Here is a 26,354-nt window from a genome sequence, read left to right on the forward strand (position 1 = left end):
CGCGGTCGGCGGACAGGGCGGGACGCACCTGCGCGGGGGGCCGTGCTCAGCCGCCGCGCGGCTGACCGTAGGACCGCAGCTTCTCCGCCACCCGGCCGACTTCGGCCGCGGGCAGCAGACTGGGGGTGCGGCCGGGGACGGAGGAGGCGGCGAGCCAGACCCGGCACATCCATTCCAGCTGCGCGGTGTTCGCGCAGGCCTCCTCGAGGCTGCGGCCGTACACCAGGGTGCCGTGGTTGCGCAGCAGGCAGCCGCTGCGGTCGCGGAGCGCGGTGAGCAGGTGCGCGGCGAGTTCCTCGGAGCCGTAGGTGGCGTAGGGCGCGACCCGGACGGGGCCGCCGAACACGGCCGCCAGGTAGTGGATGGGCGGCAGCTCGTCGACGAGCGTGGAAACGGCGGTGGCGTGCACCGCGTGGGTGTGCACGACCGCCGCCGCGTCGGTGCTGCGGTAGACGGCCAGGTGCAGGGGCAGTTCGCTGGTCGGTTCCAGGGTGCCGGCCCTGCGGCGGCCGTCCCGGTCGACGGCGAGCAGGTCCTCGGGGCCGAGCCGGTCGTAAGGGACTCCGGTCGGGGTGACCAGGATGATGTCGCCCAGCCGCACCGAGAGGTTGCCGGAGGTGCCGACGACGAGGCCGTCGGCGACGGTTCGGCGGGCCGCCGCCACCAGTTCCCGCCACGCGGTCCGCAGCTCCGGGCTGTTCATCCGTGGGTCACTCATGCCTCGCCCTTTCCGTTCCCGGCGCCACGGGCGCCGGTGTCCCCCGGTCGGGGCGGGACACCGCGCCGGTTTCGGCGTTCGTTGCGCTGCTCACCCTAGGCCCGGCTCTCTCCCCTGTGGCCCGCCCGGTCCGGTCGGCCGCGGTGTGCGGCACCGGGTCCTGGTGTCCTGTCACCTTGCCGGGCCGCCCGCCGCCGGGGCGGGGGATCCAGGCCGGCCGTGGGACTGCTCACACCTTCCGTCGCAGGTCAAGGCGGAGTTGACGCCCCTCGCCGCGCGTGGTGGACTCTCCTGAGCCAATACGGCGGCAGGAGAGGAAGCCGGTGCGAATCCGGCGCGGTCCCGCCACTGTCACCGGGGAGCGCTCCCCCAACCCGAACGTCACGGCCCGGAGTTACGGGCTGGAAGGCCGGGGGATGCGCGGATCCGGGAGCCAGGAGACTCTCGCCGCCGGTCGAGTCGAGCCAGGGCGCGGACCCTGAGTGAGGACCATCGCCATGCCAGGCAGCTCTTACCTGCCCTCGTCACCACCTCCTCCTTGTCCCCTGCCCGCACGAGGTGCGACGGCGGGCTGACCACATGCGTGCGCATCACACACTTGCGTACGGCATGGGCCTGGGCTATCTGGCCGACCTGCTCCTGGGCGACCCCCGCCGGGGCCACCCGGTGGCCGCCTTCGGGCGGGCCGCCGCGGCTGCCGAACGTGGCATGTGGCGAGACCAGCGGGCCGCCGGAGTCCGGTACACCGCGCTGTGCGCCGGCGGAACGGTCCTCACCGCCGCCGCCCTGTCCGCAGTGGCCTCCCGTGCCGCACGGCAGTGCCGGGGCCCCGCCGCCCTCGCGCCGGCCGCGCTGACCGCCCTCACCACCTGGGCGGCGCTGGGCGGCACCAGCCTGGCCCGGGAGGCGCGGTACGTGGCCGCCGCGCTGAGCGAGGGAGATCTCGACCGTGCCAGGGAGCTGCTCCCCCGCCTGTGCGGCCGGGACCCCCAGGCGCTGGACGCCGACGGGCTCGCCCGCGCGGTCGTCGAGTCCGTCGCCGAGAACACCTCGGACGCCGTGGTGGGAGCCCTGGTCTGGGGGGCGGTCGCCGGGGTTCCCGGGCTGGCCGGGTTCCGGGCCGTCAACACCCTGGACGCGATGGTCGGTCACCGTTCGCCGCGCCACCTGCGGTTCGGCTGGGCGTCGGCCCGGCTGGACGACGCCGCCGGGCTGCCCGGTTCCCGGCTCGGCGCGGCGCTTGCCGTCGCCGCCGGGCCCGACCCGCGCGGCGGGGTCCGGGCCTGGCGGGCGGACGCGGCCCGGCACCCCAGTCCCAACGCCGGTCCGGTGGAAGCCGCCTTCGCCGGCGCCCTGGGCGTCCGGCTGGGCGGTGCGCTGTCCTACGGCGGCCGGGCCGAGCACCGCCCGGTCCTCAACCCGGCGGGCCGGGCCGTCGCCCCCGCGGACATCGAGCGGGCCGTTCGGCTCTCGCGACGCGTGGGCCTGCTCTCGCTGCTGGTCACCACAGGTGCCCGGCCGGCCGTCGCCGCCCTGCGGGCACGGCGGTCACGTCGGGCCGCGGGGCCTGCGGGACCGGAGGTGCGGGGATGACCGGCGCGCTGCTGGTGGCGGGGACCACCTCGGACGCCGGCAAGAGCGTGGTCACCGCCGGCATCTGCCGCTGGCTGGCCCGTCAGGGTCTGAAGGTCGCGCCGTTCAAGGCCCAGAACATGTCCCTCAACTCGTACGTGACGCGGGAGGGTGCCGAGATCGGGCGGGCGCAGGCCATGCAGGCCGCGGCGGCCCGCGTGGAGCCGCACGCCCTGATGAACCCGGTGCTGCTCAAGCCCGGTGGTGAGCGCAGCAGCCAGGTGGTCCTGCTGGGGAAGCCCGCCGGGGAGCTGACGGCGCGGGGCTACCACCAGGAGCGGCGCGGCCGGCTGCTGCGGACGGTGACCGACTGCCTGGCCGAGCTGCGCGCCACTCATGACGCGGTGATCTGCGAGGGCGCCGGCAGTCCGGCCGAGATCAACCTGCGGCAGGGAGACATCGTCAACATGGGGCTGGCCCGCGCGGCGCGGCTGCCCGTCGTGGTGGTCGGCGACATCGACCGTGGTGGTGTGTTCGCCTCGTTCTTCGGCACCACAGCGCTGCTGTCCGCCGGGGACCAGGAACTGATCGCGGGTTATCTGGTGAACAAGTTCCGCGGCGATGTGTCGCTCCTGGAGCCGGGGCTGGAGATGCTGAGCCGGCTGACCGGGCGGCCGTTCCTGGGGGTGCTGCCCCATCGTGACGGGCTCGGCATCGACGAGGAGGACGGTCTGGGTCTGTCCCCGCGCGGCGTTTTCCGGGAGAACACCGCTGCCGCGCCGTACGGCGCCGAGGTGCTGCGGGTCGCGGTCCTGCCGTTGCCGCTGATGTCCAACTTCACCGACGTGGACGCGCTGGCCGCCGAGCCCGGCGTGGCCGTCCGGTTCACCGACCGGGCCGAGGAGCTGGCGGACGCCGACCTGGTGGTGATCCCCGGTACCCGCGGGACCGTGCGGGCCCTGCAGTGGCTGCGTGACCGAGGCCTGGCCGCTGCGCTCTCCCGGCGGGCCGCCGAGGGCCGGCCGGTGCTGGGCATCTGCGGCGGTTTCCAGCTGCTGGGCGAACGGATCGAGGACGAGGTGGAGTCCCGCGCCGGGACGGTCCGCGGGCTGGGTCTGCTGCCGGTCCGGGTGCGCTTCAGCCCCGAGAAGACCCTGGCCCGGCCTTCGGGCGAGGAGTTCGGCGAACCGGTGCAGGGCTACGAGATCCACCACGGTGTGGCCGAGGTGCGGGGCGGGGAGCCCTTCCTGGACGGCTGCCGGTCCGGGGCCGTCCGTGGGACGCACTGGCACGGCTCCCTGGAGAGCGACAGCTTCCGCCGGGCGTTTCTGCGGCGGGTCGCCGCCGAGGCGGGCCGTGCCTTCGTCCCGGCACCCCACACCTGTTTCGCCGGACTGCGCGAGGAACAGCTCGAGAGGCTGGGAGACCTCATCGAGGAACACGCCGACACCGCGGCACTGCTGCGGCTCATCGAGGAGGGCGCCCCGAGCGGCCTCCCCTTCGTACCTCCGGGAGCGCCATGAGCACGGGTACCACCGTTCTGCTGCTGTCCACCGCCGACACCGATCTGCTCGCCGCCCGGGCGTCGGGCGCCCCGTACCGCATCGCCAACCCGGTCCGGGTCGAGGTGGCCGGGGAGCTGCCCGCGCTGCTGGAGGGGGTGGACGTGGTGGTACTGCGGCTGCTGGGCGGCAAACGCGCCTGGGAGGACGGCATCGCCGCGCTGCGGGCCTCCGGGATCCCCACCGTGCTGCTGGGCGGTGAGTCGGTGCCGGACGCCGAGCTGATGGCCGAGTCGACGGTGCCGGCCGGTGTCGTCGCGGAGTCCCTGAAGTACCTCGTCGAGGGTGGACCGGGGAACCTGGCGGAGCTGACCCGTTTCCTGTCCGACACGGTGCTGCTGACCGGCCAGGGGTTCGCCGAGCCGCGGCGGATGCCCGCCTTCGGAGTGCGCGGGGAGCGCGAGCAGCGCCCCGGCCGGCCCACCGTAGGGGTGCTGTTCTACCGGGCTCACGAGCTGTCCGGGAACGCGGCGTTCATCGACGAACTGTGTGACGCGCTGGAGGAGCGCGGCGCCAACGCACTGCCCGTTTACTGCGGTTCGCTGCGGGGAGCGGACCCGGAGCTGTACCGGCTGCTGGGCCGGGCGGACGCGCTGATCGCGACGGTGCTGGCCTCCGGAGGCACCCGGGCGAGTGACGCCTCGGCGGGCGGGGACGACGAGGCCTGGGACATCGGGGCGCTCGCCGAGCTGGACGTGCCGGTACTGCAGGGCCTGTGCCTGACCGGTTCGCGGGCGGCCTGGGAGGACTCGGACGCGGCGCTGTCACCGATGGACGCCGCCATGCAGGTGGCGATTCCGGAATTCGACGGCCGGCTGATCACGGTGCCGTTCTCGTTCAAGGAGCAGAACGGCGACGGGATCTTCACCTACGCGGCGGACCCGGAGCGGGCCCGCCGGGTCGCCGGGATCGCGGTGCGGCACGCGGCGCTGCGGCACACCCCGAACCGCACCAAGCGGCTCGGCCTGGTCTTCACCGCCTACCCGACGAAGCACTCCCGGGTCGGCAACGCGGTCGGCCTGGACACCCCGGCCTCGGCGGTGCGGCTGCTGGACGCGCTGCGGGCGGCGGGTTACGAGGTGCCCGGATACCCCGGCGAGGGCGACGAGCTGATCCACCGGCTGATCGCCGCGGGCGGGCACGACGTGGAGTGGCTGACGGAGGAGCAGCTGGCCTCCGCGCCCGCCCGCGTACCGCTGCGGGACTACCAGGAGTGGTTCGCGGCCCTGGACCCCGGGCTGCGGGACGCGGTGCGGGAGCACTGGGGCGAGCCGCCCGGCTCGCTGTACGTGGACGGTGACGACATCGTGCTGGCGTCCCTGCAGTTCGGCAACGCGGTGGTCATGATCCAGCCGCCGCGGGGCTTCGGTGAGAACCCGATCGCCATCTACCACGACCCGGACCTGCCGCCCTCCCACCACTACCTGGCCGCCTACCGCTGGCTGGACCACACCTTCGGCGCGGACGCGGTCGTCCACCTGGGCAAGCACGGCACGATGGAGTGGCTGCCCGGCAAGGGGCTCGGGCTGTCGGCCGGCTGCGCTCCGGACGCGGTGCTCGGCGAACTGCCGCTGGTGTACCCGTTCATCGTCAACGACCCGGGCGAGGGCACGCAGGCCAAGCGTCGAGGGCACGCGACCGTGGTGGACCACCTGGTGCCGCCGATGGCGCGCGCCGACTCCTACGGCGACCTGGCGAAGCTGGAGCAGTTGCTGGACGAGTACGCGCTGGTGTGCGACCTGGACCCGGCGAAAGCACCGGCGGTGCGCAGTCAGATCTGGACGCTGGTACGTGCCGCGGAGCTGCACCACGACCTGCACGTGGACGAGCAGCCGGACGAGGATTCCTTCGACGACTTCGTGATGCATGTCGACGGCTGGCTGTGCGAGATCAAGGACGTGCAGATCCGCGACGGCCTGCACATCCTGGGCGACGGCCCGGTGGGCGAGCCGCGCGTCAACCTGGTACTTGCCGTGCTGCGTTCGGCACAGATGTGGGGCGGGGTCGGGGGCGCGCTGCCCGGCCTCCGGGCAGTGCTGGCCGAGCATGCCGGGCTGGTGGAGAAGGAGTTGCTCGCCGAGCCGGGTGCCCGGCTGGCGGTGCCCGAGGCGCTGACCTCGCTGGCCGCCGGCCCGGCCCGCACCGCCTCGGACGCCGTCGATCTGCTGGAGGAGCTGGCCCGCCGGCTGGTCCTCGGCATGGAGGAGCGGGACTGGGCGCTTCCGGCGGTGCGGAATGTGGTGACGGAGGTGCTCGGCACCGAACTGCCCGGGGCGGTCGCGGTGCTGGAGTTCGCGGCCGAGGAGCTGGTACCCCGGCTGGCCGGCACCCGGGACGAGATCGGGAACGTCCTGCACGCCCTGAACGGGGGCTACGTCCCGGCCGGGCCGTCCGGGTCACCGACCCGGGGGCTGGTCAACGTGCTGCCGACCGGGCGGAACTTCTACTCGGTGGACCCCAAGTCGATCCCCTCACGGCTGTCCTGGGAGGTGGGCTGCGCCCTGGCGGACTCCCTCCTGGCCCGGCACCTGGCCGACCACGGCAGCTACCCGGCGTCGGTGGGCCTCACCGTGTGGGGCACCTCGTGCATGCGGACCCAGGGCGATGACATCTCCGAGATCCTGGCCCTGCTGGGCTGCCGCCCGGTGTGGGACGACGCCTCGCGGCGGGTGACGGGCTTCGAGATCATCCCGCTGCCGGAGCTGGGCCGCCCGCGCATCGATGTGACGGTGCGGATCTCCGGGTTCTTCCGCGACGCCTTCCCGCACGTGATCGCCCTGATCGACGAGGCGGTACGGGCGGTGGCGGAGCTGGAGGAACCGGCCGACCGGAACCACGTACGGGCCCACGCGGACCAGGACACCGCCGGGCACGGCGACCGCCGCCGGGCCACGGCCCGCATCTTCGGCTCCAAGCCGGGCGCCTACGGCGCCGGTCTGCTGCCGCTGATCGACGCCCGCAACTGGCGTTCGGACGCCGACCTGGCCGAGGTGTACGCGGTCTGGGGCGGGTACGCCTACGGCCGGGATCTGGACGGACGGGCGGCCCGCGGTGACATGGAGGCCGCGTTCCGTCGGATCCAGGTGGCGGCGAAGAACGTCGACACACGGGAGCACGACATCGCCGACGCGGACGACTACTTCCAGTACCACGGCGGCATGGTCGCCATGGTGCGGCACCTGACCGGCGACTCGCCGGAGGCATACGTGGGGGATTCCGCCGTACCGGACCAGGTGAAGACCCGGACGCTCGGCGAGGAGACGCACCGGGTGTTCCGGGCCCGGGTGGTCAACCCCCGCTGGATGGCCGCGATGCGGCGGCACGGCTACAAGGGCGCCTTCGAGATGGCCGCGACCGTCGACTACCTCTTCGGCTTCGACGCGACCGCGGGCGTGGTCGACGACTGGATGTACGAAAAGCTCGCGAGCGAGTACGTCTTCGACCCGGAGAACCGGGACTTCATGAAGAAGTCCAACCCCTGGGCGCTGCGCGGCATCACCGAACGGATGCTGGAGGCCGCCGAGCGTGGCCTGTGGGCGGAGCCGGATCCGAAGACGCTGGAGCAGCTCCGGCAGACCTATCTCGCGCTCGAGGGCGACCTCGAGGGTGAGGCGGACGGCGGTCCGGGGAGTCCGGCATGAGTTCCGGCCGCAACCCGGCCGGCCGGGTCCGGCCCACGGACCGCCGGGCGGATTCCCGGGAAGCGGCGGGCCCCGGGCGCCGCCGGCCCTTCGAAGGAGTGATCACCCCATGAGCGTTCCGTACCCCTTCACCGCGATCGTCGGCATGGACGGCCTCCGCCTCGGCCTGCTGCTCAACGCCGTGTCACCGGCCGTCGGCGGCGTCCTGGTGCGCGGTGAGAAGGGAACCGCCAAGTCCACGGCGGTCCGTGCCCTGTCCGCGCTGATGCCGGAGGTGCCGGTCGTTCCGGGCTGCCGGTTCTCCTGTGACCCGGGAGCGCCGGACCCCGGCTGCCCGGACGGACCGCACACAGCGGGCCCGCGCACCGTGCGCCCGGCCCGGATGGTGGAGCTGCCGGTCGGTGCCTCCGAGGACCGGCTCGTCGGCGCGCTGGACATCGAGCGGGCGCTGTCGGAGGGCGTGAAGGCCTTCGAGCCCGGTCTGCTGGCCGACGCGCACCGCGGCGTGCTCTACGTCGACGAGGTCAACCTGCTGCACGACCATCTGGTGGACCTGCTGCTGGACGCCGCCGCGATGGGCGCCTCGTACGTCGAACGGGAGGGGATCTCGGTCCGGCACAGTTCCCGCTTCCTGCTCGTGGGCACCATGAACCCCGAAGAGGGCGAGCTGCGCCCGCAGTTGCTGGACCGGTTCGGCCTGACGGTGGAGGTCGCCGCCTCCCGGGACACCGACGAACGCGTCGAGGTCGTCCGCCGGCGGCTGGCCTTCGACGCCGGCCCGGAGGAGTTCGCAGCCCGCTGGGCGGCCGAGGAGTCCGCGCTGCGCGGGCGGATCGCCGCCGCCCGGGAACTGCTGCCGCAGGTACGGCTCGGCGACGCCGCGCTGCGGCAGATCGCCGCGACCTGCGCCGCGTTCGAGGTGGACGGCATGCGAGCCGACATCGTGATGGCGCGCACCGCGACCGCGCTGGCTGCCTGGGCCGGACGGGACGCGGTGCTCGCCGAGGACGTGCGGCAGGCCGCGCTGCTGGCCCTCCCCCACCGCCGGCGCCGCAACCCCTTCGACGCTCCGGGCCTGGACGAGGACAAGCTCGACGAGACGCTGGAGCAGCACGCCGGCGGAGACGGCACGGGGGACGATCCGGATCCGGACGGCCCCGACGCCGGCCCGGACGGTCCCGGCGGCGACAGCGACGGCGACGGCGACGGCGACGGCGACGGCGACGGCGACGGACCCGAGGACGGAGGTCCGGACGGCCCGGACGGGCAGCCGCCGCAGGACGGTCCGGGGGCAGCTGTCCCGGGGCAGTCCCAGGGCGAGGAGGGCAGCGGATCCGCCCCCGGCGGCGACCGGGCTCCCGCGCCCGCCGCCGAGCCGTTCCGGGCCCGCACGCTGAGCGTCCCCGGCATCGGGGAGGGCGCGGCCGGCCGGCGGTCGCGGGCCCGGGCGGCCACCGGCCGCACCACCGGCTCCCGGCGGCCCCGCGGGCGGCTGACGAAGCTGCACCTGGCCGCCACGGTGCGATCCGCCGCCCCGCACCAGCGGGCCCGCCGGCGCTCCGGTCCCGGGCTGGAAATCCGGCGCGACGACCTGCACGAGGCGGTCCGGGAGGGCCGCGAGGGGAACCTGGTGCTCTTCGTCGTGGACGCCTCCGGGTCGATGGCCGCGCGGCAGCGGATGAGCGCCGTGAAGGGTGCCGTGCTGTCCCTGCTGCTGGACGCCTACCAGCGCCGCGACAAGGTCGGCCTGGTCACCTTCCGGGGGGCGGAGGCCGAACTGGCGCTGCCGCCCACCTCCTCCGTGGACACGGCCGCGGCCCGGCTGGAGCGGCTGCCCACCGGCGGCCGCACCCCGCTGGCCGCCGGGCTGCTGAAGGCCCGTGAGGTGCTGCGGGTGGAGCGGCTGCGCGACCCCTCCCGGCGCCCGCTGCTGCTCACCGTGACCGACGGCCGGGCCACCGGCGGGCCCGAGCCGGTGGCCCGGGCCGGGCGGGCGGCGCGCCTGCTGGCAAACGACGGCATCGCGTCGGTAGTCGTCGACTGCGAGTCCGGTCCGGTCCGGCTGGGACTGGCGGGTGTGCTCGCCGAAGAGCTGGGCGGCCCGGCCGTGACGCTCGCCGAACTCCGCGCGGACACCGTGTCCGCGCTCGTCAACGACCTGCGGAGGGCCGCGTAATGCCACAGGGACAGCCGAGCACCGTGCCCGACGACGGGCTCACCACCCGGCAGCGCCGCAACCGGCCGCTCGTCATCGTCCACACCGGCACCGGTAAGGGGAAGTCCACCGCCGCGTTCGGACTCGCCCTGCGGGCCTGGAACCAGGGCTGGCCGGTCGGGGTGTTCCAGTTCGTCAAGTCCGCGAAGTGGAAGGTCGGCGAGGAGCGGGCGCTGCGCGTGCTGGGCGCCGCCGACGAGGGCGGCTCCGTGGCCTGGCACAAGATGGGCGAGGGCTGGTCGTGGGTGCAGCGCGACCTCGCATCCAGCGAGGAAGCCGCCCGGGAGGGCTGGGCACAGGTCAAGCGGGACCTCGCCGCGCAGACCTACCGGCTCTACGTACTGGACGAGTTCGCGTACCCGATGCACTGGGGCTGGGTGGACACCGAGGAGGTGGTGTCCGTGCTGCGGGACCGTCCCGGCGCCCAGCACGTGGTGATCACCGGTCGCAACGCGCCGCAGGCGCTGCTCGGCGCCGCCGACCTGGTGACCGAGATGGGCAAGGTCAAGCACCCCATGGACACCGGCCAGAAGGGCCAGCGGGGCATCGAGTGGTGACCGCTCCGCTCCCCCGTCTGGTCATCGCCGCCCCGGCCTCCGGCAGCGGCAAGACCACCGTCGCCACCGGCCTGATGGCCGCCTTCTCCGCCGCCGGTCTCACCGTGTCCGGACACAAGGTGGGCCCGGACTACATCGACCCGGGCTACCACGCGCTGGCCACCGGCCGGCCGGCCCGCAACCTGGACCCGTACCTGTGCGGGCCGGAACTGATGGCACCGCTGTTCGCGCACGGCGCGGCGGGTGCGCAGCTCGCGGTCGTCGAGGGCGTGATGGGCCTGTACGACGGCGCGGCCGGGCACGGCGAGCTGGCGTCCACCGCCCAGGTGGCGAAGCTGCTGGGGGCACCGGTGGTGCTGGTGGTGGACGCCTCCTCCCAGTCCCGGTCGGTGGCCGCGCTGGTGCACGGCTTCGCCTCCTGGGACACCGGGGTGCGGATCGGCGGGGTGATCCTCAACAAGGTCGGCTCCCACCGGCACGAGGAGCTCCTGCGGGAGGCACTGGAGGAGTCGGGGGTGCCGGTGCTCGGCGTCCTGCGCCGGGCCGAGGAGCTGCACACCCCGGCGCGCCACCTCGGGCTGGTGCCCGCGGCGGAGCGCCGCCCCGAGGCCACCGGCACGGTCACGGCGCTGGCCGACCGGATCCGGTCCGGCTGCGACCTGCCCGCGCTGCTCAGCCTGGCCCGCAGCGCCCCCGCACTGCCGGACGAGCCCTGGGCACCTCCCGCCGTCCGGCCGGCCACCGCCACCGGGCGGGCCCGTCCGGTGGTGGCGGTGGCGGGCGGTCCGGCGTTCACCTTCTCCTACACCGAGCAGGCCGAGCTGCTGCGGGCGGCCGGAGCGGACGTCGTGACGTTCGACCCGCTGCGCGACGAGGCGCTGCCGGCCGGCACCCGCGGTCTGGTCCTCGGCGGCGGCTTCCCCGAGGAGCACGCCGCAGGGCTGTCGGCGAACGAACCGCTGCGGGCGGCGGTGGCCGGCTTCGGCGGGCCGCTCGCGGCGGAGTGCGCCGGACTGCTCTACCTGACCCGGGAGCTGGACGGGGCCCCGATGTGCGGACTGCTGGCAGCATCCGCCCGGATGACCGGCCGGCTGACGCTCGGGTACCGGGAGGCGGTCGCCGTCGGCGACAGCGTGCTGGCCGCTCCGGGGACCCGGGTGCGCGGGCACGAGTTCCACCGGACGGCCGTCGAGCCGGGCGCCGGTGAGGCCCCCGCCTGGGGGCTGGTCCGTCCCGAACGGCGGGTCGAGGGCTTCGTGCGGGGGAACGTGCACGCCTCGTACCTGCATGTGCATTGGGCAGCTGAGCCGTCCCTCGCTCAGCGCTTCGTGGAGAGGTGTGCGGGATGAGCGGCGAGTATCTGCTGACCGGCGTCGGGGTGGGCCCCGGCGACCCGGAGCTGGTGACCGTCAAGGGCGTCGGTGTGCTGCGCGCGGCCGGTGCCGTGGTGGTCCCGGTGATGGAGGACGCGGGCATGGGCCGCGCGGAGGCCACCGTCCTGCACTACGTGGACCCGGCGAAGGTGGTTCAGGTCGTTTTCGCGCTGAACGAGCGCAGCGACGCCGCGCGCCGCGAGGCGGCCTGGGACGCGGCGGGCGAACGGGTGACCGGGCTGCTCCGCGAGCACGGCACGGTGGCGTTCGCGACGATCGGTGACCCGAACGTGTACTCCACGTTCAGCTACCTCGCGCAGACGGTGCGCCGGCTGCTGGCGGACGTCCGGGTCGAGACCGTGCCGGGGGTGACCGCGATGCAGGATCTCGCGGCCCGCAGCGGGGCAGTGCTGGCCGAGGGCACCGAGCCGCTGACGCTGGTGCCGGTGACCGCGGGGTCCGCCGCGCTGCGGCAGGCGCTGCGGGGACCGGGGACCGTGGTGGCCTACAAGTTCGGCAGGCACGCGGCCGAGGTGGCGGCCGTGCTCCGGGAGACCGGACGGACGGAGGGCGCCGTGTGGGGTTCGGCCCTGGGCCTGCCCGGCGAGTCGATCCGCTCCGCGGCCGAGCCCACCGGGGGCACGCTCCCGTATCTCTCCACCCTGATCGCCCCGGCCCGCCGGGACACCCGAGGAGGAAAACTGTGAGCACCGGGAACGCGAACCCCGCCGCGTCCGCACGACCCGTCGGCCCGGACGGCCCCGGCACAGGCGGCCGGGTCACCATCGTCGGTGCCGGACCGGGCGCCGCCGACCTGCTCACCTTCCGGGCCGCCCGGGCCATCGCCGAGGCGGACATCGTGATCTGGGCCGCCAGCCTGGTCCAGCGGGAGGTACTGGAGCACGCCCGGGAGGACGCCCGGGTCCTGGACTCCGCCGGCATGGCGCTGGAGGACGTCCTCACGGTCTACGAGGAGGCGCGGCGGGACGGCCTGCGGGTGGCCCGCGTGCACTCCGGCGACCCGTCGCTGTGGGGCGGCACCCAGGAGCAGGTGGACCGCTGCCGGGAGCTGGGCATCGCGGTGGAGATCATCCCCGGGGTGTCGTCGTTCTCGGCGGTCGCCGCCCTCGCCGGGCGCGAGCTGACGATCCCCGAGGTGGCCCAGTCGGTGATCCTCACCCGGCTCGGCGGCGGCAAGACCCCGATGCCGCCGGGCGAGGAGGTCCGGGAGTTCGCCCGGCACGGCACCACCATGGCGCTGTTCCTGTCCGCCGCCCGCTCCGGACAGCTCGCGGCGGAGCTGCTGGAGGGCGGCTACCCCACCGGCACCCCGGTGATCATCGCCTACCAGGTCACCTGGCCCGAGGAGCTGCTGCTGCACTGCACCGTCGGGACCCTGGAGGAGACCGTCAAGGAACACCGGCTGTGGAAGCACACCCTGTTCCTCGTCGGGCCGGCGCTGTCCGCGTCCGGAACCCGCTCCCACCTGTATCACCCGGGCCACTTCCACGGCTTCCGCCGCGCGGACCCGGCCGCCCGGCGGGCGCTGCGGGCCACCAGGACCGGCGATGCCTGACAGCGGCGAGCCCGCCGAGGGGCCGGAGCTGCGGGAACCGGACCTGCCGCGAACCATGAAGCAGCGCCCGCGCGCCCTGCGGACCGGGTGGACGACCGGCACCTGCGCGTCGGCGGCGGCCCGGGCCGCCGCCCTGCACCTGACCACCGGCTCCCCCCAGCCCTGGGTGGAGGTCGCCCTGCCGTCCGGACGCCGGGTGACGTTCGCCGTCGAGCGCTCCGCGGAACTGCGGCCCGGCCGCACCGAAGCCGTGGTGGTCAAGGACGCCGGCGACGACCCGGACGTCACCCACGGCTCGGAGCTCACCGCCACCGTCTGCTGGCGGGAGACCGCCGGGCTGGTGCTGCACGGCGGGGTCGGCGTGGGTGTGGTGACCCGGCCGGGGCTGGGCCTGGAGGTCGGCGGGCCGGCGATCAACCCGGTGCCCCGCCGGATGATCAGCGCGGCCGTGAACGAGGTCATCGACACCGCGGCCCACGGGGTCGAGGTGACGATCAGCGTGCCGGACGGCGAGCTGCGGGCCCGGAAGACCACCAACGGAAAGCTGGGGATCCTGGGCGGCATCTCGATCCTCGGCACCACCGGGATCGTTCGGCCGTTCTCCACGGCCTCCTGGCGCGCCAGCGTCGAACAGGCGGTGGCGGTGGCGGCCGCGCAGCAGCAGCCCGCGGTGGTGCTCTGCACCGGGGGGCGCACCGAGAAGGGCGCACGGGAGCTGCTGCCGCAGCTGCCGCCGGTCTGCTTCATCGAGGTCGGGGATTTCACGGGCGCGGCGCTGCGCCGGGCCGTGGAGCTCGGGGTGCCGCGCGTGGTGTTCGTCGGGATGGCGGGGAAGCTGACGAAGCTGGCGTCCGGGGTGCTGATGACCCACTACACCCGCTCGAAGGTGGACCCCGGCGTGCTGGCCGGGATCACCCGCGCGGTGGGCGGTCCGGAGTCCGTGGCCACCGCGGTCGCCGGGGCGAACACCGCGCGGCACGCATTCGAGGTGTGGGAGGCCGCCGGGCTGCTCCCGGACGCCGGCGCGGAGCTGTGCCGCCGGGTCGCCGCGGTGCTGTCCCGCTTCACCGGTCACCGGGTGACGGCGGAGGCGGCCATGGTCGACTTCACCGGCCGCACCGTGATCGCCTCCACCCCGCCGCAGGACGGAGGGCTGCTGCCGTGATCACCGTCATCGGGACCGGGACCGCCCCCGGCGCGCCGCCGGACGTGGGCGGCGCGACCCTGGTGGCCGGGGCCCGCCGTCATCTCGCGGCGGCCGGCCTGCCCCCGGGAACCGCGCGCGTCGAACTGGGGCCGCTGGCCCCGGCGCTGGACACCATCGCGGCGCATCTCGCGGCGGCCGGCGGGCACTCCGCCCGGGTCGTGGTCCTGGCCTCCGGCGACCCCGGATTCTTCGGCATCGTGCGGGCCCTCGCCGAGCGGTTCGGGCCCGGCGCGCTGCATGTGCGGCCGTCCGTCCCGTCGGTCGCCCTGGCGTTCGCCCGGGCCGGGCTGCCCTGGGACGACGCGGTGGTGGTGAGCGCGCACGGGCGGGACCCGCGGACCGCCGTCCACGTCTGCCGCGCCCACCCGAAGACCGCTGTGCTGACCGGACCGGGCGCCGGGCCGGCCGAGCTGGGGGCCGCGCTGGCCGGCGCCGGCGCGGACCGCACCCTGCTGGTGGCCACCGCGCTCGGCACCCCCGGCGAGCGGATCCGCCGGATGTCCCCGGCCGAGGCCGCCCGGACGGCCTGGCCGGACCCGGTGAGCGTGGTGCTGTGCCTCGCGGGGTCCCGGACCCTGGCCACCGCACAGCGCACGCTCGCCGGGCCGCCGCCCGGGCCCGCGGGCTGGGCACTGCCCGAGGAGGCGTTCAGCCACCGGGACTCGATGATCAGCAAGTCCGAGGTGCGGGCCCTGGCGCTGGCCCGGCTCGGACCGCGCCTCGGCGATCTGCTGTGGGATGTCGGTGCCGGATCCGGCTCGGTCGGCGTGGAGTGCGCCCGGTTCGGCGCGGCGGTCACCGCGGTGGAGCAGAGCGCGGACGGCGCAGCACGCTGCCGGGCCAACGCCGCGGCCCACGGCGTGGACCTGCACGTCGTGCACGGCACCGCGCCCGGCGCGCTGACGGCGCTCCCGGACCCCGATGCGGTGTTCGTCGGCGGCGGGGGCCGGGAGCTGCCCGGCATCCTCGACGTCTGCGCCCGCCGAGCGCGCCGCAGCGTGGTCGTCACGCTGGCCACGCTGGACCGGGTGCCGGCCGCCCGGCAGGCCCTGGCCACGGGCGGGCTCCACACGGACGGGGTGCTGCTGCACTCCTCCCGGCTGGCCCCCCTCCCCGGCGAGGTGTCCCGCCTCGCCGCCACCCACCCCGTCTTCGTGCTGTGGGGCACCCGCCCCGGCCTTCAAGGAGCTGCCCCGTGATCGGCCTCATCTCCGCGACCGCGGCGGGCGCCGCCGCCCGCGACCGGCTCGCCGCCGCCTGGCCGGACCGCACCCGGGTCTATCCCGGGCCTGCGGGCGCCGCCGCCGCGCGCGCGTTCGCGGAATGCGAGCAGCTGGTCTGCTTCCTCGCCACCGGTGCGACCGTCCGGCTGCTGGCACCGCTGCTGACGGACAAGACCACCGACCCGGGGGTGGTCTGCGTGGACGAGGCTCAGCAGCACGCGGTGTCCCTGCTCGGCGGCCACGCCGGAGGCGCGAACGAGCTGGCCCACGCGGTGGCAGGGGTGCTGCCGGGCTGCCGGCCGGTCGTCACCACGGCCACCGACGCCGTCGGCATCCCCGGCCTTGACACCCTGGGCTGGCCGGTGGAGGGCGCGCTCGCCGCCGTCGGCCGGGCCCTGCTGGACGGCGAGCCGGTGGCCCTGCGGGCGGACGCGGTGTGGCCGCTGCCCCCGCTCGGCCCCTCGCTGTCCGCGCCGCCCGCGAAGGCTCCCGCCGGCGTGGCTCCCGCCGGGCCGGCGGGAGCCACGCTGGCGGTGACGGACCGGGTGCTGCCGCCGGAGGGGCGCACCGCCGTCCTGCGCCCTCCGTCCCTGCTGGTCGGGGTCGGTGCCAGCCGGGGCGTTCCGGCCGACGAGATCCTCACCCTGCTCGAGCGGACGCTCGCCGGTGCCGGGCTCTCCCCGCGGAGCGTGGCCGGGCTGGCCACCGTCGAGGCCAAGGCCGGGGAGCCGGGGCTGCTGGAGGCGGCCCGGCGGCTCGGCCTGCCGCTCACCACGTACTCCGCCGACCGGCTGGCCGGTGTCGAGGTGCCGCATCCGTCGGAACACCCGCTGCGGGCCGTCGGCACACCGTCCGTCGCCGAGGCGGCCGCGCTGACCGCCGCAGGGGCCGGCGGCGCACTGGTGGTGCCCAAGCAGAAGTCGGCGCCGGAGGGGCGGCCGGCGATGGCCACCTGTGCGGTGGCCCGGCGCCGTCCGCGCGGCCGGCTGGCCGTTGTCGGCCTGGGGCCCGGCGCCCGCGACCTGCTGACCCCGCGGGCCCGCGAGGAACTGCGCCGCGCGTCGGTGCTCGTCGGCCTCGACCAGTACGTCGAGCAGATCCGCGACCTGCTGCGCCCCGGCACCCGCGTCCTGGAGTCCGGGCTGGGCGCCGAGGAGGAAAGGGCCCGCACCGCGGTCGCGCAGGCCCGCGCCGGACATGCCGTGGCGCTGATCGGCAGCGGGGACGCCGGGGTGTACGCGATGGCCTCCCCCGCGCTCGCGGAAGCCGGTGCCGATATCGACGTGACCGGGGTCCCGGGGGTCACCGCCGCGCTCGCCGCCGCGGCGCTCCTGGGGGCGCCGCTCGGGCACGACCACGTCTGCGTCAGCCTGTCCGACCTGCACACGCCCTGGGAGGTCATCGAGCGCCGGGTCCGCGCGGCGGCCGAGTCCGACCTGGTGGTGACGTTCTACAACCCGCGCAGCCGGGGACGGGACTGGCAGCTGCCGAAGGCCCTGGACATCCTCGCCGGGCACCGCGCGCCGGACACCCCCGCCGGAGTGGTGCGCAACGCGTCCCGGCCCGGTGAACGGGTCACGGTGACGACGCTCAGCGGCCTCGTCCCGGAGAGCGTGGACATGATGACGGTGGTCACCGTGGGGAACTCCGCGAGCCGCACGGTCGCCGGACGCATGGTGACCCCGCGCGGCTACCGCTGGCAGGAGGGCCTGTGACCGGTCCGCCCGGAACACCCGCCGCCTCCGGTGCCGTCACCGTGACGGTGACCGGCCGCTGCGCCGGCTGCGGTGCCTGCCTGCTGACCTGCCCGGTGCACGCGATCCGCCCCCTGGGCGGGCGGCTGCTCGTCCGGGACGACCTGTGCACCGGCTGCTCCGAATGCATCGAAGTGTGCCCGGTGGACGCGATCGAGGAGCTGTCATGAACCGCACCGTGCACCCCATCGAGGAGGAGTCGTACCGCATCCTGCGGTCCCGGATCGACACTTCCGGCCTGCCCCCGCTCACCCGGGCGGTGGTGGAACGGGTGATCCACTCCAGCGCCGACCCGGACTACCTCACCGACCTGGTCACCGAGGAGGACTGGCTGCGGGCCGCGCACACCGCCCTGCACCGGGACGCGGCCCCGGTGGTCACCGATGTCGCAATGGTGGCGGCCGGCATCACTCGCCGCCGGACCGTCTGCCGGCTGGCCGAAGCGGTCGCCGCCCCGGGGCTGACCCGCAGCGCGCACGCCGTGCGTCTGGCGCTGCAACAGGTGGGGCCCGGCGCGGTGTGGGTGATCGGCTGCGCGCCGACCGCCCTGTTCGAGCTGCTCGCGCTGGAGGCCGAACCCGCCCTGGTCATCGGACTTCCGGTGGGGTTCGTCGGCGCTGCGGAGAGCAAGGCGGCGCTGCGCGCCACCGGTCTCCCCGCCGTCAGCAACATCTCGGAGAAGGGCGGCTCGGCGGTGGCCGCCGCCGCCGTCAACGCACTGCTGTACGCACAGCACCCGAAGGAGACCCTGTGACATCCCTGCCCGCGCTGCTGATCGCCGGTCACGGCACCCGCGACGAGGCCGGAGCCGACGCCTTCCGCTCCTTCGTCCATGATCTGGGCGAGCGGAACCCCGGCCTGCCGGTGGCGGGCGGCTTCATCGAGCTGTCCCCACCGCCCCTGGCCGACGCCGTCGCCGGACTCGTCCGGCAGGGCGCCCACCGGTTCGCGGCCGTACCGCTGATGCTGGTCTCGGCGGGGCACGCCAAGGGCGACATCCCGGCAGCCCTGGCCCGGGAGAAGGAGCGGCACCCGGCCGTCCGGTACTCCTACGGCCGCCCTCTGGGGCCGGACCCGGCGCTGCTGAGCGTGCTGGAGCGGCGGGTGGACGAGGCGCTGGCCGGGGCGGGCGGCGGGCCGGGCGACCGGGCCGGCACCACCGTGCTGCTGGTCGGCCGGGGATCGACCGACCCGGACGCGAACGCGGAGGTGTACAAGGCCGCCCGGCTGCTGTTGGAGGGCCGGGGGTACGCGGGAGTGGAGACGGCGTTCGTCTCCCTCGCCGCTCCCGATGTGCCGGCCGGCTTGGAGCGCTGCCGCAGACTGGGCGCCGAGCGGGTCGTGGTGCTGCCGTACTTCCTTTTCACCGGAATCCTGCCGGAGCGGGTACGGCGCCAGGCGCAGGACTGGGCGCAGGCGCACGCCGGCACCGAGGTCCTGCAGGCCGCGGTCATCGGCCCCACCGAGGAGCTGGCGGACCTCGTGATGCGCCGGTACCGGGAGGCGGTGGAGGGTGACATCCGGATGAACTGCGACACCTGCGTCTACCGGATCGCGCTGCCCGGCTTCGAGGACAAGGTCGGGGCGCCGCAGCAGCCGCACTACCACCCCGACGACGACGGACACCACCACACACATGGTGATCATGTCCACGCGCACTGAGCAGGAGCCCGACCTGTCCCATCACGGGGACGCAGAGGTACGGGAGGACGGCGCGGCCCTGACCGACCTGGCGGTCAACGTCCGTACCGGCACTCCCCCGGCCTGGCTCCGGGAGCGGATCACCGCTTCGCTGGACGGGCTGGCCGCCTACCCGGACGGACGGGCCGCCCGCCGCGCGGTTGCCCGGCGGCACAGCCTTCCCGTGGACCGGGTACTGCTCACCGCGGGGGCGGCCGAGGCCTTCGTGCTGCTCGCCCGGGGGGTGGCCGCCCGGCATCCGGTGGTGGTGCATCCGCAGTTCACCGAGCCGGAGGCGGCGCTGCGGGCGGCAGGACTGCCGGTGCGCCGGGTGGTCCTGCGCGAGGAGGAGGGGTTCCGCCTCGATCCGGCTGCCGTACCCGCGGAGGCGGACCTGGTGGTCGTCGGCAATCCCACGAATCCCACCTCGGTCCTCCACCCGGCCGCGGACCTGGCCGCGCTCGCCCGCCCGGGACGGGTTCTGGTGGTGGACGAGGCCTTCATCGATGCCGTCCCCGGGGAGCGCGAATCGGTGGCAGGGCTGGCGGGCTCGCTGCCGGGTCTGGTGGTGCTCCGCAGCCTCACCAAGACCTGGGGGCTGGCGGGGTTGCGGGTCGGCTACCTGCTGGCGGACACGGATCTGGTGACCCGGCTCTCCCGGGGGCAGCCGCTGTGGCCGGTCAGCAGTCCGGCGCTGGCCGCCGCCGAGGCCTGTTGCGGCCCGCGAGCGCTGGCCGAGGCCGAGGCAGCGGCCCGGCGGACGGCGGCCGACCGCCACTACCTGCTGGAGCACCTCGGGCGGCTGCCCGGGGCGGTCCCGCTACGGGCCGCGGCGGTGGCGGCCCGGGCCCCGTTCGTGCTGGTGCGTCACCCGGACGGGGCAGCACTGCGGCTGCGGCTCCGGGAGCAGGGCTTCGCGGTGCGCCGCGGTGACACCTTCCCCGGTCTCGGGCCGCAGTGGCTGCGGCTGGCGGTCCGGGACCGGGCGACCACCGACGCCTTCCTGGCTGCGGTCACGGCGGCGGGCGATGCACCGGGGACGGGTTCCCGGTCGGGTCATGACGGCAGCGCCGGGTAGGGCAGGCCTGCCGGCGGCCGCCGGACCGGCCGCAGCAGACCGGCCTCCGCTTTCCGGGCGCCCCGGCCCGGAAAGCGGAGGCCCCCCCGGTGCCGTCAGCTGCCGGCAGCGGAGCGGGCTGCGGCGGCCCGGCGGCGGAGGAACAGCAGCAGGCCGCCCGCGCCGAGCAGCGCGGCGGCGGCACCGGAGGCGTAGAGGGTGGTGGAGTCACCGCCGGTGGCGGCGAGGTTCGTCTCCTCGGCCTCCTCCTGAGCCCCGGTCCGGGTGCGGGGTCCCTCGCCCTCCGTGTCCACGGGCTGCTCCGTCTCCTCGTGGTCCCCGGAGTCGCCCGGGTTACCGGACTCACCGGACTCGTCGGGGAGCCCGGCCGGGGTCGTGCAGCTGACCTCGGCCAGCGCGATCCGTCCGTCGACCTCGGCCACATTGAGGTCCAGCGGATTCACGGACACCTCGAGTTCCAGAGCGGCGGCCGCCGCGGTGTCCTCCGTCGTGGTCCGGGAGGAGAGCTCCAGCCGCACCTCTCCGACGCCCGGAACCGTGACCTCGGTGGCTCCGCCGGCGGTCAGCGTGACCTCCTGGTCGAGAACCCGCACCGCGCCCAGAGCATTCGCCTCGGCGGCCGGTGCCTCACCGGCGGCACAGCTGGCCTTCGCCTGCACGGCCTCGAGTTCGATGACGGACAGCAGCGGCAGGCCGGGCACATGCACCGCGACGTCGGCGAGCTGCACCTCCGCCGAGGCCAGGCCGGCGTCCGAGCTTGCACGGGCCGAGGCAATGTCGGCGCGCAGCATCTCGAAGGGACGGCCCCGGTCCACCCCGTCCAGCGCCGCGGTCAGCACCGTCTTCTCGGCGGTGCCCTCCCCCTGAGGGGCGGAGACCTCGTTCAGCGCGACCGAGAGCGGCAGCTCGGTCGCCTTGTTCAGAAGCGCGACGTTCAGGTCGGCGCGCAGCACCGCGGCGCTCGCGGAGCCCTGGTGGTCCTGGTCGCTCTGCGACGCGTACGCCGGGGCGGTGATGCCCAGCAGCGTGGCGGTGGTGAGCAGGACGGCCGCCCGGTGTGCTCGGGAGCGGCGGGAAGCAGAGTGATGCACGTGTGGACCCCCACAGAGGAATGGCGTCGCGGGGCAGGCGGACGGTGCGTCCACCTGCCCCGCGATCGGGACCACGCCATCGTTGACGGTTCAAACCGATCAACCGCCGAATTTCTCGGATCTTCACCCGGACGAGTCAAACTCGACCGCTTGTCCGAAATGCCGCCGCACCGGCCGCGTCCGCGGACGCGCGCGCTCAGGCGACGACACGCCCCCGCAGGACCACGCGACGCGGGTCGGCCAGTACCCCGACGTCCTGCCGGGGGTCGGCGGCGTAGAGCACCAGGTCGGCCGGAGCTCCCTCGGTGAGCCCGGGCCGGCCCAGCCACTCCCGGGCCCGCCAGGCGGTCGCGGAGAGCGCCTCGGCAGCCGGAATGCCGGCCTTCACCAGCTCGGCGACCTCGCGCGCCACCAGCCCGTGGGCCAGCGATCCCCCGGCATCGGTCCCGACGAAGATCTCGATCCCCGCGTCGTAGGCGGCCCGCACCGTGTCGTAGCGCCGCTCGTACAGCCGCCGCAGATGGGCGGACCAGTGCGGGAACTTCTGCTCCCCGCCTGCCGCGAGCTGCGGAAAGGTGTCGATGTTGACCAGTGTGGGGACGATCGCCACGCCCCGTTCCGCGAACAGCGGGATGGTGTCCTCCGTCAGCCCGGTGGCGTGCTCGACGCAGTCGATGCCGGCTTCCACCAGATCCCGCAGGGAATCCTCGGCGAAGCAGTGCGCGGTGACCCGGGCGCCCTCCTGATGGGCGGCGGCGATGGCCGCCTCCAGCGCCCCGCGCGGCCAGCACGGCGTCAGGTCACCCACCGAGCGCTCGATCCAGTCGCCCACCAGCTTCACCCAGCCGTCCCCGCGGCGAGCCTCCCGCCGGACGTATGCGGCCAGGTCCTCCGGCTCGATCTCGTGAGCGAAGTTGCGGATGTAACGCCGGGTACGGGCGATGTGCCGGCCGGCCCGGATGATGCGCGGGAGATCCTCCCGGTCGTCGATCCACCGCGTGTCGGCCGCCGAGCCCGCGTCCCGGATCAGCAGAGTGCCCGCGTCCCGGTCGGTCAGCGCCTGCCGTTCGGAGGTGGCCGCGTCCACGGCCCCATGGGCGTCGAGCCCGACATGGCAGTGCGCGTCGACCAGTCCGGGCAGCACCCACCCGGTGACAGTGGTGACCTCCCGGGCCGTCCGCGGACGCTCGAAGGTGACGCGGCCACCGACGACCCACAGTTCGTCACGGACCTCACCAGGCCCCGTCAGCATGCGGCCCTTGAAATGCATCACCGGAGTCTGACTCATGTCCGCAGCCTACGAAGTGCCGGCCCGGCGCCGTGTGGAGGGGTCCGCGCCGGCCACGGGTAAATTTTTCGTTTCCCCAGCCATTCCCACACCCTGGTGCGGTGTATGGTGCCTATGATTCCAAGGTCAGCCCAAGGTAGCTGCCCGTGAGCTCCTTCCCGCTGATACCACCCTCAAACGCAGATCTTCCGCAGTGTCAGAGGTTTCACCACGGGAGTTGCTGACTTCGCAGCGTTGTTACAGAGATGTGACTGACTTCACAGGTGCCCGTTTTGCCCTTTATGGAACGGTCAAGCCTGGCATTTCGCCGCCACTTCGGCACTCCGGCCTGCCCCGGCGATAACACATCTCGGCGCATTTGTGAACCCCTTCTCGCGATGCACTTTCCCTTTTTGCTCGGTAAATTTGATCTGCATGACCCCCGCACAAGCAGATCATGCCGGTGCCCGTAGTGACTTCCTGGAAATGCCTGAGGGACTGAAGCTCGACACTCCACGCCTCGACGACGGAGCCGCGCTCTGGCGCATCGCCCGCGACTCCCAGGTGCTGGACCTCAACTCGTCCTACAGCTACTTGCTGTGGTGCCGCGATTACGCCACCACCTCGGTGGTGGCCCGCGACACCGCCGGAGAGCCGGCCGGCTTCATCACCGGCTACCTCCGCCCGCAGCAAGCGCGCACGCTGTTCGTCTGGCAGGTCGCCGTGGATCACGCACACCGCGGCCGCGGCCTCGCCGCCGCGATGCTTGACGGTCTGGTCGCGCGCACCGGCGAGGAGCTGGGCGTCGAGGTCATGGAGACCACCGTCACTCCGGACAACGCTCCCTCCAACAGGCTGTTCACGTCATTCGCCGAGCGCCACGCCGCCGCGGTCAGCCGCGACGTTCTCCTCGATGCCGACGTGTTCCCCGAAAGCGGCCACGAGCCGGAGGTGCTGTACCGGATAGGGCCGATCCCCGGCCTGGTCCGGCACTGAGCAGACCGCCCGCCCCTTGCCTCACACTCGCGAATTTTCACCCCCCAGGAGCATGCTGTGACCATCACCCAGCCCGACCTGACTGTCTTCGAGACCGTGGAATCGGAGGTGCGCAGCTACTGCCGTGCCTGGCCCACCATCTTCGACCGCGCCCAGGGCAGCTACATGTACGACGAGGACGGCCACACGTACCTCGACTTCTTCGCCGGCGCCGGGACGCTCAACTACGGCCACAACAACCCGGTGCTCAAACGCGCGCTGATCGACTACCTCGAGCGTGACGGTGTGACGCACGGCCTGGACATGTCCACCACCGCGAAGCGGGCGTTCCTGGAGTCCTTCCGGGATGTCATCCTGCGCCCCCGCGGCCTCGACCACAAGGTCATGTTTCCCGGCCCGACCGGCACCAACTCGGTGGAGGCGGCGCTGAAGCTGGCCCGCAAGGTCAAGGGGCGCGAGTCCATCGTGTCCTTCACCAACGCCTTCCACGGCATGTCGCTGGGCGCACTCGCCGTGACCGGCAACGCCTTCAAGCGCGCCGGCGCCGGTATCCCCCTGGTGCACGGCACCCCGATGCCGTTCGACGACTACCTGGACGGCAGGACTCCCGACTTCATCTGGTTCGAGAGTCTGCTGGAGGACCAGGGGTCGGGCCTCAACAAGCCCGCCGCGGTCATCGTCGAGACAGTGCAGGGTGAAGGCGGCATCAACGTCGCCCGTGCCGAGTGGCTCCGCAGCCTGGCCGACCTCTGCAAGCGGCACGACATGCTGCTCATCGTCGACGACATCCAGATGGGCTGCGGCCGGACGGGTCCCTTCTTCTCCTTCGAGGAAGCGGGGATCACCCCCGACATCATCACCCTGTCGAAGTCCATCGGCGGCTACGGGCTGCCGCTGGCCCTCACCCTCTTCCGGCCCGAGCTGGACGTCTGGGAGCCCGGAGAGCACAACGGCACGTTCCGCGGCAACAACCCGGCGTTCGTGACCGCGGCAGCCGCGCTGGACACCTACTGGAGCGACGGCCAGATGGAGAAGCAGACCCTCGCCCGCGGCGAGCAGGTGGAGGCCGCTCTGCGCGCCATCATCGACGAGGGCTCCGAGAGCGGTGTCCACCACCGCGGCCGAGGGCTGGTCTGGGGCATGGAGTTCCCCGGACCGGACCGGGCCACGGCCATCTGCCGGCGCGCCTTCGAGCTGGGACTCCTGCTGGAGACCTCCGGCCCGCAGAGCGAGGTCGTCAAGCTGCTCCCCGCCCTGACCATCACCCCGGAGGAGCTGGACGAGGGCCTGCGCATCCTGGCCCGGGCCGTCCGAGAGACCGCCTGACCCGCCGCGACACTCCGAAACGCACACAGAGAGGCACACCAGAACTGTGATCGTCCGTTCCATCAGTGACATCGAGGGGACCGAGCGGGACATCCGCTCCGCTTCCGGCACCTGGCGCAGCAAGCGCATCATCCTGGCCAAGGAACGCGTGGGCTTCTCCCTGCACGAAACCGTGCTCTACGCGGGAACCGAGACTTCCATGTGGTACGCAAATCACGTAGAAGCCGTATTCTGCATAGAAGGAGAGGCCGAGCTCACCAACGACGAGAGCGGCGAGAAGCACACGATCACCCCGGGCACCATGTACCTCCTGGACGGACACGAGAAGCACACCATCCGCGCCAAGACCGACTTCCGGGTCCTCTGTGTCTTCAACCCGCCGGTGACCGGCCGCGAGGACCACGACGAGAACGGCGTCTACCCGTTGCTGACGGAGCCCGACGCCGTCTGACAAGACCACTAGGTGGCCGGGGAACGCGCGCACCACGCGCGTTCCCCGGCCCTTCCCTCAAAGAAAGGTTCATACGAGAGGAGAGGAAGGCAGCACCATGATCACCGCACCCGAGCACACCATCGACCTCTATCCGACGCGTGGAAACACCGAGGTGATTACTCCGCGCCAGGACCCGGTGGTGTGGTCCGAACCCGGTGCGACCGGACCGATCCAGGCGGACGACCTGGCCGACTACGAGCACGATGGTTTCCTGGCCATCGACGAGCTGATCACTGCGGAAGAAGTGGAGGTCTACCGCAGGGAGCTCGCCCGTCTGACCAACGACCCCGTGATGCGCGCCGACGAGCGCTCCATCGTGGAGCCGCAGACCCAGGACATCAGGACAGTATTCGAAGTCCACAAGATCAGCGACGTGTTCGCCCGTCTGGTGCGCGACCCCCGGGTCGTCGGACGGGCCCGGCAGATCCTCGGCTCGGACGTCTACGTCCACCAGAGCAGGATCAACGTGAAGCCCGGGTTCGGCGCCACCGGCTTCTACTGGCACTCGGACTTCGAGACCTGGCACGCCGAGGACGGCCTGCCGAACATGAGGACCGTGTCCGTCTCGATCGCTCTGACCGAGAACTACGCGACAAACGGCGGGCTGATGATCATGCCCGGGTCCCACCGGACGTTCCTCGGCTGTGCCGGCGCCACACCGAAGAACAACTACAAGAAGTCCCTGCAAATGCAGGACGCCGGCACACCGTCCGACGAACAGCTGACCAAGATGGCGGAAGCCCATTCCATCCGGCTGTTCACCGGCAAGGCGGGTTCGGCGGTCTGGTTCGACTGCAACGCGATGCACGGGTCCGGTGACAACATCACCCCGCACCCGCGCAGCAACGTCTTCATCGTGTTCAACAGCGTGGAGAACACCGCGGTCGAGCCGTTCGCCGCTCCGGTCCGCCGTCCCGATTTCATCGGGGCGCGGGATTTCACCCCGGTCCGATAATCCGCCGGTGACCGCACGGCAGCCGGGAACCGCACCGCGGTAGCCCCGGGCACCGTCAGCGTGGCCGTAT

General features: G+C 73.8%; 22 protein-coding genes and 1 riboswitch. Of the genes, 19 read left to right on the forward strand and 3 right to left on the reverse strand.

Annotated elements, in window-relative coordinates:
* Nucleotides 1–46: 46 nt before the first annotated feature.
* Entirely contained in the window at nt 47–718 is a 672-nt protein-coding gene (locus PJ985_RS12765; protein WP_271683822.1) for a class II aldolase/adducin family protein, read from the reverse strand.
* Between the two features lie 314 nt (nt 719–1,032).
* Nucleotides 1,033–1,161, forward strand: a riboswitch (cobalamin riboswitch).
* A 136-nt stretch (nt 1,162–1,297) separates the two neighbouring features.
* On the opposite strand from PJ985_RS12765, the gene PJ985_RS12770 reads away from it, so the two are divergent.
* The 15 genes from PJ985_RS12770 to cobC all read left to right on the forward strand — a co-directional run bounded on the left by PJ985_RS12770 (nt 1,298) and on the right by cobC (nt 20,156).
* Nucleotides 1,298–2,311 (forward strand): cobalamin biosynthesis protein, encoded by a 1,014-nt coding sequence (locus PJ985_RS12770; protein WP_271683823.1) that lies wholly within the window; start codon nt 1,298–1,300, stop codon nt 2,309–2,311.
* Entirely contained in the window at nt 2,308–3,813 is a 1,506-nt protein-coding gene (locus tag PJ985_RS12775; RefSeq protein WP_271683824.1) for a cobyric acid synthase, read from the forward strand. Before PJ985_RS12770 ends, PJ985_RS12775 begins: the two co-directional genes overlap by 4 nt.
* Entirely contained in the window at nt 3,810–7,493 is a 3,684-nt protein-coding gene (gene cobN / locus PJ985_RS12780; RefSeq protein WP_271683825.1) for a cobaltochelatase subunit CobN, read from the forward strand. The genes PJ985_RS12775 and cobN overlap by 4 nt, the downstream gene beginning before the upstream one ends.
* 109 nt (nt 7,494–7,602) lie before the next feature.
* Nucleotides 7,603–9,669: a putative cobaltochelatase gene (locus tag PJ985_RS12785; RefSeq protein WP_271683826.1), complete on the forward strand. Its 2,067-nt coding sequence runs from the start codon at nt 7,603–7,605 to the stop codon at nt 9,667–9,669.
* Nucleotides 9,669–10,265, forward strand: a complete 597-nt coding sequence (gene cobO / locus PJ985_RS12790; protein WP_271683827.1) for a cob(I)yrinic acid a,c-diamide adenosyltransferase — start codon at nt 9,669–9,671, stop codon at nt 10,263–10,265. The genes PJ985_RS12785 and cobO overlap by 1 nt, the downstream gene beginning before the upstream one ends.
* On the forward strand, nt 10,262–11,614 hold the full coding sequence (locus PJ985_RS12795) for a cobyrinate a,c-diamide synthase (protein ID WP_443033475.1): 1,353 nt from the start codon (nt 10,262–10,264) through the stop codon (nt 11,612–11,614). Before cobO ends, PJ985_RS12795 begins: the two co-directional genes overlap by 4 nt.
* Nucleotides 11,611–12,345 carry a precorrin-2 C(20)-methyltransferase gene (cobI, locus tag PJ985_RS12800; protein ID WP_271683829.1) on the forward strand — a complete coding sequence of 245 codons (735 nt, stop codon included), beginning with the start codon at nt 11,611–11,613 and terminating at the stop codon, nt 12,343–12,345. The genes PJ985_RS12795 and cobI overlap by 4 nt, the downstream gene beginning before the upstream one ends.
* A gap of 77 nt (nt 12,346–12,422) precedes the next feature.
* Nucleotides 12,423–13,214 carry a precorrin-4 C(11)-methyltransferase gene (gene cobM / locus PJ985_RS12805; RefSeq protein ID WP_271684032.1) on the forward strand — a complete coding sequence of 264 codons (792 nt, stop codon included), beginning with the start codon at nt 12,423–12,425 and terminating at the stop codon, nt 13,212–13,214.
* Complete coding sequence (locus tag PJ985_RS12810; RefSeq protein ID WP_271683830.1) at nt 13,207–14,379, forward strand: cobalt-precorrin-5B (C(1))-methyltransferase; 1,173 nt, start codon at nt 13,207–13,209, stop codon at nt 14,377–14,379. The genes cobM and PJ985_RS12810 overlap by 8 nt, the downstream gene beginning before the upstream one ends.
* The gene (gene cbiE / locus PJ985_RS12815; RefSeq protein WP_271683831.1) at nt 14,376–15,620 is read left to right on the forward strand and encodes a precorrin-6y C5,15-methyltransferase (decarboxylating) subunit CbiE; all 1,245 of its coding nucleotides are present in this window, start codon (nt 14,376–14,378) and stop codon (nt 15,618–15,620) included. The genes PJ985_RS12810 and cbiE overlap by 4 nt, the downstream gene beginning before the upstream one ends.
* Nucleotides 15,617–17,359 (forward strand): precorrin-3B C(17)-methyltransferase, encoded by a 1,743-nt coding sequence (gene cobJ, locus PJ985_RS12820; protein ID WP_271683832.1) that lies wholly within the window; start codon nt 15,617–15,619, stop codon nt 17,357–17,359. The genes cbiE and cobJ overlap by 4 nt, the downstream gene beginning before the upstream one ends.
* Complete coding sequence (locus PJ985_RS12825; RefSeq protein ID WP_271683833.1) at nt 17,356–17,568, forward strand: 4Fe-4S binding protein; 213 nt, start codon at nt 17,356–17,358, stop codon at nt 17,566–17,568. Before cobJ ends, PJ985_RS12825 begins: the two co-directional genes overlap by 4 nt.
* Entirely contained in the window at nt 17,565–18,152 is a 588-nt protein-coding gene (locus PJ985_RS12830; RefSeq protein WP_271683834.1) for a precorrin-8X methylmutase, read from the forward strand. The genes PJ985_RS12825 and PJ985_RS12830 overlap by 4 nt, the downstream gene beginning before the upstream one ends.
* Nucleotides 18,149–19,060 (forward strand): sirohydrochlorin chelatase, encoded by a 912-nt coding sequence (locus PJ985_RS12835; protein WP_271683835.1) that lies wholly within the window; start codon nt 18,149–18,151, stop codon nt 19,058–19,060. The genes PJ985_RS12830 and PJ985_RS12835 overlap by 4 nt, the downstream gene beginning before the upstream one ends.
* Nucleotides 19,044–20,156, forward strand: a complete 1,113-nt coding sequence (gene cobC, locus PJ985_RS12840; RefSeq protein ID WP_271683836.1) for an Rv2231c family pyridoxal phosphate-dependent protein CobC — start codon at nt 19,044–19,046, stop codon at nt 20,154–20,156. The genes PJ985_RS12835 and cobC overlap by 17 nt, the downstream gene beginning before the upstream one ends.
* Nucleotides 20,157–20,251: 95 nt before the next feature.
* Here cobC and PJ985_RS12845 read toward each other — a convergent pair whose 3' ends face one another.
* Entirely contained in the window at nt 20,252–21,247 is a 996-nt protein-coding gene (locus PJ985_RS12845) for an SCO1860 family LAETG-anchored protein (RefSeq protein ID WP_271683837.1), read from the reverse strand.
* Nucleotides 21,248–21,443: 196 nt separating this feature from the next.
* Nucleotides 21,444–22,535: an amidohydrolase family protein gene (locus tag PJ985_RS12850; protein WP_271683838.1), complete on the reverse strand. Its 1,092-nt coding sequence runs from the start codon at nt 22,533–22,535 to the stop codon at nt 21,444–21,446.
* A gap of 465 nt (nt 22,536–23,000) precedes the next feature.
* Here PJ985_RS12850 and ectA point away from each other — a divergent pair, with 465 nt between their 5' ends.
* The 4 genes from ectA to thpD all read left to right on the forward strand — a co-directional run bounded on the left by ectA (nt 23,001) and on the right by thpD (nt 26,284).
* The gene (gene ectA / locus PJ985_RS12855; protein WP_271683839.1) at nt 23,001–23,510 is read left to right on the forward strand and encodes a diaminobutyrate acetyltransferase; all 510 of its coding nucleotides are present in this window, start codon (nt 23,001–23,003) and stop codon (nt 23,508–23,510) included.
* 57 nt (nt 23,511–23,567) lie between these two features.
* Nucleotides 23,568–24,836, forward strand: coding sequence for a diaminobutyrate--2-oxoglutarate transaminase (gene ectB / locus PJ985_RS12860; protein WP_271683840.1), 1,269 nt, complete (start codon nt 23,568–23,570; stop codon nt 24,834–24,836).
* A gap of 46 nt (nt 24,837–24,882) precedes the next feature.
* Nucleotides 24,883–25,287, forward strand: a complete 405-nt coding sequence (locus tag PJ985_RS12865) for an ectoine synthase (protein WP_271683841.1) — start codon at nt 24,883–24,885, stop codon at nt 25,285–25,287.
* A gap of 97 nt (nt 25,288–25,384) precedes the next feature.
* Nucleotides 25,385–26,284: an ectoine hydroxylase gene (gene thpD / locus PJ985_RS12870; RefSeq protein ID WP_271683842.1), complete on the forward strand. Its 900-nt coding sequence runs from the start codon at nt 25,385–25,387 to the stop codon at nt 26,282–26,284.
* The last annotated feature ends 70 nt before the right edge of the window (nt 26,285–26,354 follow it).

The organism is Streptomyces sp. ACA25 (assembly GCF_028200735.1).
In the GTDB taxonomy this organism is placed as follows: domain Bacteria; phylum Actinomycetota; class Actinomycetes; order Streptomycetales; family Streptomycetaceae; genus Streptomyces.